The sequence below is a fragment of the Rhodococcus sp. OAS809 genome (assembly GCF_040546695.1).
Classification (GTDB): domain Bacteria; phylum Actinomycetota; class Actinomycetes; order Mycobacteriales; family Mycobacteriaceae; genus Rhodococcus_F; species Rhodococcus_F qingshengii.
On the sequence record NZ_JBEPOI010000002.1, the window covers coordinates 5154350 to 5166432 of the forward strand.

A 12083-nucleotide genomic window follows, 5' to 3' on the forward strand; every position below is an offset into this window, starting at 1 on the left:
TTGTCATGGGCTACGGATACTGGGACGACAACACCTATTTGGCGGGCAAGACTTTTCGTGCCGCACGCGGTGTCGACGATTTCGGTTACACCGATTCGCTTCGGTCGCGTCCGCGAAGCAGTTGGAAAGCGGACCCGACCCTCGACCCCTTCGGCGTCGACAAGCGTGAATGCCGAGACTCGGCCGGGCACCCCGATTCTCTCCCGATAGCAGTGCTTTTCGATGTCACCGGCTCGATGGGCGCTGTTCCTCGAATCATGCAGGACAAGCTCGGAAAGCTGCACGGGCTGCTGCAACGCAAGGGATACGCGGATGATCCGCAGATTCTGTTCGGTGGTATCGGCGACGCCGATTCCGATCAGGTGCCACTACAAGTCGGCCAGTTCGAGTCGGGTAACGCGATGGACGAGCAGCTTCGGACCATCTTCCTCGAGGGCAACGGTGGTGGACAGAAGTCGGAAAGCTATGAATTGGCAGCATATTTCATGGCGCGCCACACCAGTACGGATGCCTGGGAGAAGCGCGGAAGGAAAGGCTACCTCTTCATCATCGGCGACGAGCTGAACAAGCCGCGGCTCTCGGCTCGTCACATCCGTTCGGTGATCGGCGACAAGGTACGTCAGGACGTATCGGTCTCGTCGATCTACCGTGAACTCGAAGAAAGATGGAATGTCTACTTCGTTCTGCCAGATCAGTCGTCGTACTTCAACGATCCGGAAATCGCGGATCACTGGAAGAAGTTGCTCGGTGAACGCTTCGTCAAACTCGACGACCCCGCTGCGGTGTGCGAACTGATCGCGCTGACGGTCGGAATCGGTGAGGACCGCATCGACCTGCGTGACGGACTGGCGGATCTCCGCGACATCGGTTCAAGAGCTGAAGCCGAGACCGTCGGCAAGGCTCTCGCTGTGATCCCAGGGCGCAGCACCGCGACGGTGGCCGGGTTGCCCCACGATCTCGGAACCGATACGGACGATGTCGATTTCGCATAGAAGGAGAGCATGATGGAGCCGTTCGAAGACCGCGATATCGTCGTCGTAGACCTCGGGTTCGGAGATGCGGGGAAGGGAGCAACCGTCGATTGGCTTTGCTCCGACCAAGCCGATTTGGGTGTGGCCGCAGTGGTCCGGTTCAACGGTGGGGCACAGGCAGCGCACAACGTGACGGTCGGCGAGCGCCACCACACGTTTTCGCAGTTCGGTTCGGGAACGCTGTCCGGCGTCCCGACGTTTCTCTCGAGATTCGTGTTGGTCGAGCCCATCGCGCTCGCCCGGGAGGCGCGTGCTCTGGAAGCGCTCGGAGTTCGAAATCCGTTCGATTTGATACGGATCGACGCGCGCGCATTGTTGACGACGCCGATTCACGTGGCCGCCAACAGGGCTCGTGAGGATGCTCGCGGCGGTAACCGACACGGCTCGTGCGGCAAGGGGATCGGTGAGACCGCGGCGTATGCGCTCGAAGTTGCGAATGCGCCTACGGTGGGAGACTGCCGGCGACCTGACTCCTTGCGTCGTAAGTTGTCGACGATGGCCACATTTTACGGACCGTTGATCGCGGAGAGTCGCCACGGTTTTCCGCCGATCGACGACATGGTCGACATGTACGCGGAATTCGGTGCCGTCGTGGACATCGCCGACCCGGATGCGCTGGGCGCGTTGGGTGCCCGTGGTCGTCTGGTATTCGAGGGGGCACAAGGTGTCCTTCTCGACGAGTGGCGGGGGTTTCACCCACACACCACGTGGTCGACGGTCGAACCGTCCAACGCGCGAGCGATGATCGACGAGTTGGGCCGGGACAGTTACGTACTCGGCGTCACCCGCACGTACATGACACGACACGGAGCTGGGCCCTTCCCGACGGAGGATCCGGAGCTGGCGAAGGTGTTGCCCGAGCTGCACAACGGGACGGGTGAGTATCAAGGCGGATTCCGGATGGGCCACCTCGACGAGTTGTTGTTGCACTACGCAATCGAGGTGAGCGGTGGCGTCGACGGTTTGGCGCTTACTCATCTCGACGCGATGGATCGCGCGCGGGCTGCAGGCGTCCCGATCCACGGGGTGCACGCGTACGAAGGATTGCCGTTCGTTCCCGTCGGAGAGTGGAAGGATCTCGATCACCAGCAGGCGCTGACAGATTCCCTGAAAGCCGTAGGGGTCGTGCCGAAGGAACTTCCGGCCGACCCGGAGGATTTCGCCCGGTATCTGAGCGAGGAAATGGGTGCGCCGGTAGTGCTGACCGCGAACGGTGCCGACCGGGTCGATCGTCAGATGCGATGCCCAGTGCCTGCATGATGGACGGTGTGGACCAGTCACTTGTCTCGATCGATGTCATCGCGCTCCGGTTCGGCAATCCGGAACCCGGGATGTTGCGATTTGCCGTCACTCCGCGGCAAGCGGAGCCGTACACCGGGCAGTTGGCGCTGCCCGGTGTACTGCTGGGCGCCGGTGAGCGGTTGCAGGACGCCGCCAGGCGAGCCGTGACCACCAAGCTCGGAATTCCCGACGAGAAGATCCTCGTCAGCGGTCAATTGACCGTGTTCGACGAACCCAATCGCGACCCCCGCGGTCCGACGCTCTCGGTGACCATGTGGGCAGTGATCTCGTCGGACGAGGTGCCGGGTTCGGCCGAATGGGTGAGCTGGGACAACCCGGGGGACCTTGCGTTCGACCACAATCGGATAGTCGCCGATACCCGCCCGATCCTTGCTGACACCCTGTTGTGGCGAGATCAGGCATTCACGCGGGCACTACTGGGTCCGTCGTTTCCGGCGTCGTACGCGCTGGCGGTGGCGGAGGAGCTTTCCGGTGTGCGTCCGGACCCGGGCAACTTGAACCGGACGCTCAAAGCGTTGCCAGGGCTGGAACGTACGGACGAACGAGTCCGGGTCAGTGCCACCGGGCGACCCGCGGTGGTCTGGGCGTGGACCGAAAACAGCTGACCTACCTCAGAAGTTGCCCCGCGCGGCCTGCTCACGCTCGATCGCTTCGAACAGGGCTTTGAAGTTTCCCAGTCCGAATCCCAGTGAGCCGTGGCGTTCGATGATCTCGAAGAACACGGTGGGACGATCTCCGATCGGCTTGGTGAAGATCTGAAGAAGGTAGCCGTCCTCGTCGCGGTCGACGAGGATACCTCGCTTCTGCAATTCCTCGATCGGAACTCGAACCTCTCCGATACGCGCGCGCAATTCGGGATCCTCGTAATACGAAGCCGGAGTAGAGAGAAACTCGATTCCTTCGTCGACCAGAGCATCGACTGCTCCGAGGATGTCGTTGGTCGCAAGCGCGAGATGCTGAGCGCCGGGACCTTGATAGAACTCGAGGTACTCGTCGATCTGTGACCGCTTCTTCGCGATGGCAGGTTCGTTGAGTGGGAACTTGACTCGGTGATTGCCGCTCGAGACGACCTTGCTCATCAGCGCGGAGTAGTCGGTGGCTATGTCGCCGCCCACGAACTCGGCCATGTTGGTGAATCCCATGACCCGGTTGTAGAAGTCGACCCACTGGTCCATCTTGCCGAGTTCGACATTGCCGACGACGTGGTCGAGGGCCTGAAAGATTCGCTTGGGCGCGCCGTCACGCTTGCGGTACGACGACGTCCGTTCGACGTATCCGGGAAGGTACGGGCCGGTGTAGCGGGAACGGTCGACGAGGGTGTGCCGAGTCTCGCCGTACGTCGCGATGCTGGCCAGGCGAACGGTGCCGTGCTCGTCGGTGACGTCGTGCGGTTCGCTCAACACCGTCGCACCTTGGGTGATGGCGTGCGCGATGCACTTGTCCACGTCAGGGACGCTGAGCGCGATGTCGCGGATGCCGTCGCCATGACGGCTGTGATGCGCGATCAACTCGCTTGTCGGATCCACAGCACCTTTGACGACAAAGCGCACGGCACCGCTCTTGAGTACAAACGCGTGGTGGTCGCGGTTTCCCGTCGACGGGCCTGAATAGGCCACCAATTCCATGCCGAATGCGGACTGGAAGAAATGTGAAGTCTGCGTGGCGTTTCCGACGATCCATTCGAGGCCGTCCCAACCACTCACCGGGAAGGGATCGTGATCGCTGTCGTACTCGACCAGTCCGACCAGCTGGCGTAATTGCTCCAGATCCAGGCCGGCCAACTGTTCGTCGTCGGTGAGAGTCTGTTCGACGGTCATGGTGAGTCCCCTCTGAGTGCGATGTACACAGCGCGGTGCTCGAGTCATGTTCGGCACTGCCAGTACAAACAGATAAGTCCTTCAGAGGTTGGGTAGTCAATGGAGGTAGTTGAAAGTAGACACAGCGCCGGAATGCGAAGATGGTGGCACTGTTTTGTAGGCAATTTGCATAGTTGAACGACGAGTGGAGCGGACGTGAATCTCGACGCAGTGGATCTGGCTCTGTTGGACGCGATGAACAAGCACCCGAGAGCCGGTGCGTTGGAGCTTTCGCGTCAGGTCAAGGTTGCGCGGGCGACAGTGCAGGCGAGATTGAAAAGGATGGAAGATGCGGGCGTCATCGCCGGATACGCGCCGCACGTCAATTTGGCTGCAGCGGGTTTCGGAGTACAAGCATTCGTGACTTTGCAGATCGCCCAGGGGGCGCTCGACACCGTCACCGCGGAACTCGAGGCAATCCCCGGTGTGCTCGAAGCCTTTGCCACCACCGGCTCCGGCGACGTGCTGTGCCGGATTGCCGCTGCGTCGCACGAGGATTTGCAAGCGACGCTGCTCGAACTGAATCGGTCGGGGATAGCCACCCGGTCGACCAGCGTCATGGTTCTCTCGGTTGTGGTGCCGCTCCGGTCGATGCCCCTTCTACAGACTCTGCAGTCGGAGCAGACGACCAAGGCCCCGGCGTACCGACGAGGCGGTCAGTCTCGCTGACGACCCGGAGCCCAGAATCCCAGAACGATCGCGGATACCCACATGATCGCAGCGAGCGTGAGTGCTCCTTGATCCATGCCTTTGATGAAGGCTTCACGGGCGAATTCGGCCAACTGGGCACCCTGCGGCCCGGCTGCTTCGGCGACGTGGAGAGCGGCGGCCAGAGAACCGGATACCGGCTCCTTGGCCGGTTCGGGTAGCAAGTCGACCGCGGGCTGGACGTGATTTCCGTAGCCGGCGGCGAGGATACTTCCCGCCAGTGCAACGCCGATGGCGGAGCCGATCTCACGGGTTGCGTCGTTGACTGCTGAGGCAACCCCCTGTTTGGAGTCCGGTGCGTTGGAGACGATGGCAGCAGTGGCGGGGGTTGTCGACAAACCCAATCCAATGGCGGCCACTACCAAGGGAACACAGACTTCGGCATAGGTCGAACTGGCATCCAAGCGCGTCAGGAGTGCAATTCCGGTTCCGAGGAAGGCGACACCGGTTGCGGTGAGGGCGCGAAGGCCGATACGCGGAATCAGTAGGGGCGCAACCACGGACAGGGCCATCACCGGCACGGCGATCGGCATGAGGGCGAGCGCCGATTGCAGGGGGGAGTAGTCGAGCACCAGTTGGAGATACTGCACGATCAGGAAGAACAAGCCGAAAGTCGCCAGGAATTGCAGGGTCAGTGACGCTGCGCCGCTGCCGAATGCACGATTGGCAAACAGTCTGACGTCCAGAAGTGGGTGGCGAGTGCGTAATTCGACCCAGCTGAAGATTGCTGTCATGGCAATTCCGCCGACCAGCAACGCGAGAACTACCGGATCGAGCCAACCACGGGCCGGCGCCTCGATCATCCCCAGGACGAACAGTCCGATCGAGCCGGCGATCAGCGCTGTACCAGGTAGATCGAGTGGAGTTGCCTCCGTGTCCTTCGACGTCACGATCGTGAACGACACCACGAGGATGAGGACCGAGACGACGGCCAGGCTGACGAAAATCGAATGCCAGGACCATTTTTCGAGGAGTAGCCCGGAGACGACGAGTCCGGCGATTGCACCGGACCCTGCGACGCCGGACCAGACTCCGACGGCGCGGGCACGCTGCGCCGGCGGGAAACCTGCAGTGAGTAGAGACAGCGTCGCCGGCATGACAAATGCGGCGCCGACGCCGGATATCACGCGGGAGACGATGACCCACGACGGTTCGTCCGCGAAGACCGGAATCGACGAGCCGGCAGCAAAAACGAGTAGTCCGAACATGAGCAGTTCTCGTCGACCGTATCGATCGCCGAGTGCGCCCGCCGGCAACAAGAGACAAGCCAGCGTGAGCGTGTACCCGTCCACGATCCACGTGAGCTGGCTCTGTGTTGCACCGGTATCGCGGGCCAAGTCGGGAAGGGCCGTGTTGAGAGCGGCCATCGCTGCGACGACCAGCGCGACGGCGCAGCACGCGACCGTCAGCATCCAGATCTGTCGGATGGTCCACGTGGACTGTTCGAGCGTCGTATCGCTACTCACGAAACCTCCCGATAGAAACAAGACCATCAGTATCGTTACAAGAACAGCAGTTCCACAACCCCCAAGTGGGTATAACTGAAGTTGTGACGGTGGGAATCGACAAGCAGGGAATCGAACAGCAGGGAAACGACGAGGACCCGCGCAAACAGCGTTCCAGGTCCAGGTTGCTCGACGCAGCGACCACGCTGCTGGCAGAAGGCGGCGTCGACGCCGTGACGATCGATGCCGTCACCAAGTTGGCCAACGTCGCGCGTGCGACGCTGTACCGCCATTTCGACAGCGGCACGGAGTTACTCGCCGCGGCATTTGCACGTCTACTGCCGCCGGTGCCGGAGATGTCCGGTGAAGGCGATCTCCGCGCGCAGTTGCTCGAGTTGTTGACCAGTCAGGCCAAGGCCATCGAAAGCGCACCGATCCAGGTGACGGCGATGTGCTGGCTCGGCTTGGGGCCGGAACTGAAGGGTTATTCGAGCGTCGATGCCCTGTCCACGGACAAGCCCGAATTGCGATCGCTGCGCCAGACGGTTTTCGAGCAGTACCGACACGCGTTCGATCGGATCCTGCGCTCGCCGGACGCGATCGACGCGTTGGGGGAGTACGACTACGACGTCGCACTTGCTCAGTTGGTCGGACCTTTGGTGCTCACCAAGCTGGCCACGCTGACGCCTCTCGGGGAGGCTGCGTGTGAGCAGATCGTGGACGACTTTCTGGCTGCACGCGGAGTGTCGAGCTGAGAGCTCACGGCTCCAGATTGCGGCGTAGCACGTACTGCTCGAGCCTGTCGATGCCGCGCACTCGTCGCGGACGTAGGTGCCGCAGTTTGAAATTGGCGTCCGAGCCGAGTTGGGTGGCCAACTCGGAGTCGATCAGCACGGTGCCGGGACGAGCAGAGCTGGTGAGACGCGCGGCCTTGTTGACCACCGAACCGTAGAGATCTCCGAAGCGAACCAATGTCGGCCCCATGGCCAGACCCACCCGAAGCTGCGGATCGTCGTGATCGGCGAGGACCGCCTGCTGGATCTGCAAAGCGATCTCGGCGGCGTGGTGGGGACTTTCAGCGGCAAACATGACCTCGTCACCGACGGTCTTGACCACCCAGCCGTAGTTGCGACCGATGATTTCGGTGGACGCGGACTCGAACCGCTCGAGCAGATCGTTGAGTTCGGCGGAGTCGAGGCCGCGGGTCAGCGAGGTGTACCCGACGATGTCGGCGAAACCCACGACCAGAACACGACTCGCTACTTCTTCGCCCGGGTTTCCGACGTTGCGGCCCGTCGACGACGCGACGTGGCGCTTCCACACGTACGTCTGCAGAGATTCGACAGCGGGAATGATCTCGGCGCCGAGGCGCAGAACGATCTTCCGGATCGCTTCGGGCTCGTGATCTGCCGAGTCGGCGAGCTGGTCGATGATGTGTGTGCTGATCAGCGAGACCTGCCACTCAGCCAACCTCGACATCGACTGCCCCAGTGAACGGGCGGCAGCCACCTCACTGCTCTGCGAGATGACTCCTCGATTGACCATGTCGATGATCGTCTTGAGGGCGTTGGCGTCTTGCTGGGTGAACATGACGGCGTCGGGATCCTCGTCGACGGCAAAGCCCATCGCGACCCACAAACGATCGGCACGCTCGCGTGTCACACCGGCGAATTCCGCGATCTGCGATTGCGTGAAGCAGCGCGGTCCGCCGAGGAGGGACTCCTCGATGTCGGCTTGAATCCGGCTGAGCAGATGAGCATCGACGTCGACCGGATCAGCGGTGTGAGGTTCGGCAACGTGAGATTCAGCAGGGGCGGGTTCGGTGACCTCGTCGATCCACTCTGACTCCGAACTGCTCACCGTGCTCCTTATTGCCGCAACGAATTTCTGTCCACCATCTTCCACGCGGTGCCCCGAGAACAGTACTGAATTGGCCGAACCGTCTACGGATCCTCGGGCTCAGGCGGGCGGTGAGAGTCAACACGTCGGTGGCTTGTGCAAGAGTTGCCCCGAGAAAAGCACTGTCGATACCGAAATGCACGAGATACTTCTGAAAGGACCTGCGCATGCCACCCCGTAGACGTTCCGGCGCTGCCGCATCAACGCCGGATCACCTCACTGCGGACAATCTGGCAGCGCTCGCCACGGCTGTCGCCGAAGGCAAGCGCGCCACCGTCTATCTGCGCGAGGCGACTCCCAGCTTGGGGATCGAAGCCGGTACCTCGGCGAAAGTCGTGTCGGTGGACGGCAACACCGTGATGATCCGCCCCAAAGGCGTCAACGACGAATTGCCTTTCGAGGCAGAGGAATTGCGCATCAACCGCGTCTCCGCGGCACCGGCCAAACCGGCGCCACGGCCCAAACCAGTTGTGGAGTCCGAGCCCCTGATGGAGCCACTCGTAGAGCCTGTTCGACCGAAGCCGCGTGCGCAGCCTGCACCCGCTCCGGTACCGACTACCACTGCTGCCCCTGCCGCGACACCTCGTCCGGCCGTCAAGCGTGCGAAGAAACTGCCGGCCGGTATCAGCGTCACCATCCATGCCGGCGCGGATAACGACTGGAGCGTGACGGTCACACAGGGCGCCAAGCGTCCGGGCAAAGCAGTTCCGGTCGCACCCGATGCGGTCGAGCGAGCTGTCCGCGAGTTGGGTGAGCCCACCGCAATCGAGGCTGTCGAGTCCATCATCGTCGCTGCACGGGACATGGCTGCAGCGCGAGTCGACGAGTTGAGTCGTCAGCTCGAGGAGGCACGCAAGATGCTCGAAGCGCTCGGAGCTACCGACTAGAAACGCTGCGTAGGTCCGCACTTTCCGGGGTATGCGTTTTTTGCAGCGGGGAGATTACCGGCGGAGAGATTGTGATGTTGCAGCGAATTGTTTCGGCTCTGGCAGCGTTGGTCTTGGCACTCGGACTCGGGTTCATCGTCAGCAGCAACGCTGTTGCTGCACCCACGCCCATGGGTGGTGGTTCGGGCATCATCATCGACAATCAGCTGGTCTGTACGTTGACCACTATCGGTCACGACAACGGCGGCAGACTCGTGGGTATCACCGCAGGTCACTGCGGTGGTCCTGGATCGTTCGTGATCCCGGAAAGCAACGAGGACGCAGGCGTGGTCGGCACGTTCGTCGAGTCGAACCCGGACCTGGACTACGGGGTCATCCAGTTCGATCCGGGCAAGGTCACACCAGTTCGAACGGTGGGCGCGGCAACCATCACCTCGATCGGCGCTCCAGCCAGCTTCCCGGCTACAGCCTGCAAGGAAGGCCGTACGACGGGCACGACCTGCGGCGTCGTCTGGGGAGACCTGAGCGCCGACGCATCCACCTGGACTCAGATCTGCGTCGACCACGGTGATTCGGGAGCCCCGGTCACGGTCGGGACGACGCTGGTCGCGATGGTCAACGCCTACCTCTGGGTGCCGTGCCTGGGGCCGGAACTCGGCACCAACATGACCTCCATCGTGGACACGATCAATGCCCACGGAGGTGTCGGCGCCGGGTACCGGCCGATCTAGCGGCGGGCTGGGATCAGCCGCACACTGCTCCACCCGAGGCTGATCCCACGAGCTTGGAGTACTTGGCCAACACACCACGTGTGTAGCGAGGCGGCAACGGCTCCCAGCCCTTCTTGCGGGCTTCCAATTCGGAGTCGTCGACCAACAATTCGAGTTGTCCGGTACCCACGTCGAGTCGGATCTGATCGCCGTCGCGAACGAACGCGATGGGACCGCCGTCGACCGCCTCGGGCGCAACGTGTCCGACACACAGGCCGGTGGTGCCGCCCGAGAATCGTCCGTCCGTCAGCAGCAGGACGTCCTTGCCGAGACCCGCGCCCTTGATCGCGCCCGTGATGGCCAGCATTTCGCGCATCCCGGGACCACCCTTCGGGCCCTCGTAGCGGATGACGACAACGTCACCGCCGGTGATGGTGCCGTCCTCGAGAGCATCCATCGCGGCGCGCTCGCGTTCGAAAACCCGTGCAGTGCCGACGAATACATCAGACTCGAATCCTGCCGACTTGACCACCGCGCCGCCGGGCGCGAGTGACCCCTTCAAGATCGTGATGCCTCCGGTGGGGTGAATGGGCTTGTTCATCGCCCGCAGGACCTTGCCGTCCGGATCGGGCGGGGTGATGTGCGCGAGATTCTCCGCCACGGTCTTACCGGTGACGGTCAGGCAATCTCCGTGCATGAGTCCCGCGTCGAGCAATGCCTTCATGATCACGGGGACGCCGCCGATACGGTCGACGTCCGTCATGACGTGCTTTCCCCGAAAGGCTTGACGTCGGCGAGGTGCGGGACCTTCGCGCCGACGCGAGCGAAGTCGTCGAGCGTCAGCGGGACGTACGCTTCGTGCGCGATCGCGAGGAGATGGAGCACCGCATTGGTGGATCCGCCGAATGCCATGACTACTGCAATGGCGTTCTCGAACGCTTCCTTGGTGAGGATGTCCCTCGCGGTGATACCTCGACGCAGGAGTTCGACAACGGCTTTGCCGCTCTCGCGGGCGAAGCCGTCGCGGCGACGATCCGGTGCGGGCGGTGAAGCGCTGCCGGGCAGCGACATTCCCATGGCCTCGGCGGCGCTGGCCATCGTGTTTGCCGTGTACATGCCGCCGCACGCGCCTTCGCCCGGGCAGATCGCCCGTTCGATGGTGTCGACGTCGGCGCGGCTCATCAGCCCACGCGAGCAGGCGCCAACCGCCTCGAACGCGTCGATGACGGTGACTTCCCGCTCACTGCCGTCGGAAAGTTTGGCGACGCCGGGGAGGGTGGAGCCGGCGTAGAGGAACACGCTGGCGAGGTCGAGGCGGGCCGCCGCCATCATCATGCCGGGCAACGACTTGTCGCAGCCGGCGAGAAGGACCGATCCGTCGAGACGCTCGGCCTGCATGACGGTCTCGACGCTGTCCGCGATCACTTCACGGGAGACGAGGGAGAAGTGCATGCCCTCGTGCCCCATCGAAATGCCGTCGGAGACGGAGATAGTGCCGAATTCGAGAGGGAACCCGCCGGCTTCCCGTACGCCCTCCTTGACGGCCTTGGCCAGGCGATCGAGGGACAGGTTGCATGGCGTGATTTCGTTCCAGGACGAGGCGACGCCGATCTGCGACTTGACCCAGTCGTCGTCGCCCATTCCTACTGCACGCAACATGCCGCGCGCTGCGGTCTTTTCGAGTCCGTCGGTGACGTCACGACTTCTGGGCTTGATGTCGGGTTCGGTCATTTTCCAAGCATAGGCGTCAGCGGGGTGTGTTTCCGGCAGACGAGCGACTCGACTTGCCGACAAACGCCGTCCGTCGTGAATAGACTCGTCGCATCGCAGTTGGGGCTGAGTGTGCAGGTGATTGACGTACAGGGGGATTCACGTGGAGTCGGAACTGACTTCGGCTTTCGGATTTGCAGTTCTGGCCGCCTTCTTGACCGGTAGTGGTGTCTTCCTGGTCGTTCTGACGGTTCTGCACGAGATTGCCCGGTGGAAGGGCCGCTTCGTATCGGTGTGGGTGACTTTCTTTGCCGCTCTGCTGATACTGCCCATCCTGTTCGGCGCGTTGATCGCAGGCTATTCCGCGTTCTCCGAGGTCGACGGGTCCGAGGCTCTGCTTCCGCCGGCGTTCTGGATCCTGATCGCGGCCGGGGGTGCACTCGGCGGTTACATCGGAGTCAAGGTCGGTGTGGTTCGAGGCTCGGCCCTCGATTACCGGTTGTGATCGGGATCGACTCGATCAAACTTCCAGAGA

11 protein-coding genes and 1 pseudogene are annotated in these 12083 nt (G+C 62.6%); 8 read left to right on the forward strand and 4 right to left on the reverse strand.

Going from position 1 to position 12083, the window contains the following annotated elements:
* The first annotated feature begins 5 nt into the window (after positions 1–5).
* Genes ABIE52_RS27120 through ABIE52_RS27130 form a run of 3 tightly spaced genes read left to right on the forward strand, consistent with a single transcriptional unit; the run spans position 6 to position 2938 of the window.
* Entirely contained in the window at positions 6–992 is a 987-nt protein-coding gene (locus ABIE52_RS27120) for a hypothetical protein (RefSeq protein ID WP_161120058.1), read from the forward strand.
* A gap of 9 nt (positions 993–1001) precedes the next feature.
* Positions 1002–2291 (forward strand): adenylosuccinate synthetase, encoded by a 1290-nt coding sequence (locus ABIE52_RS27125; RefSeq protein ID WP_030537006.1) that lies wholly within the window; start codon positions 1002–1004, stop codon positions 2289–2291.
* The gene (locus ABIE52_RS27130) at positions 2288–2938 is read left to right on the forward strand and encodes an NUDIX hydrolase (RefSeq protein ID WP_020909123.1); all 651 of its coding nucleotides are present in this window, start codon (positions 2288–2290) and stop codon (positions 2936–2938) included. The genes ABIE52_RS27125 and ABIE52_RS27130 overlap by 4 nt, the downstream gene beginning before the upstream one ends.
* A 6-nt stretch (positions 2939–2944) precedes the next feature.
* Here ABIE52_RS27130 and hppD read toward each other — a convergent pair whose 3' ends face one another.
* Positions 2945–4150: a 4-hydroxyphenylpyruvate dioxygenase gene (gene hppD / locus ABIE52_RS27135; protein ID WP_064074306.1), complete on the reverse strand. Its 1206-nt coding sequence runs from the start codon at positions 4148–4150 to the stop codon at positions 2945–2947.
* A 195-nt stretch (positions 4151–4345) separates the two neighbouring features.
* Between hppD and ABIE52_RS27140 the strand changes: the two genes are divergently transcribed.
* Positions 4346–4858, forward strand: a complete 513-nt coding sequence (locus ABIE52_RS27140) for an Lrp/AsnC family transcriptional regulator (RefSeq protein WP_051649709.1) — start codon at positions 4346–4348, stop codon at positions 4856–4858.
* On the opposite strand, the gene ABIE52_RS27145 is transcribed toward ABIE52_RS27140, so the two are convergent.
* Complete coding sequence (locus tag ABIE52_RS27145; RefSeq protein ID WP_058037678.1) at positions 4846–6390, reverse strand: MFS transporter; 1545 nt, start codon at positions 6388–6390, stop codon at positions 4846–4848. The genes ABIE52_RS27140 and ABIE52_RS27145 overlap by 13 nt on opposite strands.
* A gap of 56 nt (positions 6391–6446) precedes the next feature.
* On the opposite strand from ABIE52_RS27145, the gene ABIE52_RS27150 reads away from it, so the two are divergent.
* Entirely contained in the window at positions 6447–7097 is a 651-nt protein-coding gene (locus tag ABIE52_RS27150; protein ID WP_030537009.1) for a TetR/AcrR family transcriptional regulator, read from the forward strand.
* Between the two features lie 4 nt (positions 7098–7101).
* On the opposite strand, the gene ABIE52_RS27155 is transcribed toward ABIE52_RS27150, so the two are convergent.
* A complete protein-coding gene (locus ABIE52_RS27155; RefSeq protein WP_007732623.1) occupies positions 7102–8202 on the reverse strand; it encodes an adenylate/guanylate cyclase domain-containing protein in 1101 nt (366 codons plus the stop codon).
* Between the two features lie 206 nt (positions 8203–8408).
* On the opposite strand from ABIE52_RS27155, the gene ABIE52_RS27160 reads away from it, so the two are divergent.
* On the forward strand, positions 8409–9128 hold the full coding sequence (locus tag ABIE52_RS27160) for a DUF6319 family protein (protein ID WP_003940205.1): 720 nt from the start codon (positions 8409–8411) through the stop codon (positions 9126–9128).
* Positions 9129–9202: 74 nt separating this feature from the next.
* Positions 9203–9859 carry a S1 family peptidase gene (locus ABIE52_RS27165; RefSeq protein WP_007732621.1) on the forward strand — a complete coding sequence of 219 codons (657 nt, stop codon included), beginning with the start codon at positions 9203–9205 and terminating at the stop codon, positions 9857–9859.
* 13 nt (positions 9860–9872) lie between these two features.
* On the opposite strand, the pseudogene ilvD reads toward ABIE52_RS27165, so the two are convergent.
* Positions 9873–11569: pseudogene (ilvD, locus tag ABIE52_RS27170) on the reverse strand (dihydroxy-acid dehydratase).
* 142 nt (positions 11570–11711) lie between these two features.
* Here ilvD and ABIE52_RS27175 point away from each other — a divergent pair.
* Positions 11712–12053, forward strand: a complete 342-nt coding sequence (locus tag ABIE52_RS27175) for a hypothetical protein (RefSeq protein WP_003940142.1) — start codon at positions 11712–11714, stop codon at positions 12051–12053.
* Positions 12054–12083 lie beyond the last annotated feature (30 nt).

Coding starts and splice junctions, on each gene's coding strand:
- ABIE52_RS27120 (WP_161120058.1), top strand. CDS start 6: ATGGGCTACGGATACTGGGACGACAACACCTATTTGGCGGGCAAGACT.
- ABIE52_RS27125 (WP_030537006.1), top strand. CDS start 1,002: ATGATGGAGCCGTTCGAAGACCGCGATATCGTCGTCGTAGACCTCGGG.
- ABIE52_RS27130 (WP_020909123.1), top strand. CDS start 2,288: ATGATGGACGGTGTGGACCAGTCACTTGTCTCGATCGATGTCATCGCG.
- hppD (WP_064074306.1), bottom strand. CDS start 4,150: ATGACCGTCGAACAGACTCTCACCGACGACGAACAGTTGGCCGGCCTG.
- ABIE52_RS27145 (WP_058037678.1), bottom strand. CDS start 6,390: ATGGTCTTGTTTCTATCGGGAGGTTTCGTGAGTAGCGATACGACGCTC.
- ABIE52_RS27160 (WP_003940205.1), top strand. CDS start 8,409: ATGCCACCCCGTAGACGTTCCGGCGCTGCCGCATCAACGCCGGATCAC.
- ABIE52_RS27165 (WP_007732621.1), top strand. CDS start 9,203: ATGTTGCAGCGAATTGTTTCGGCTCTGGCAGCGTTGGTCTTGGCACTC.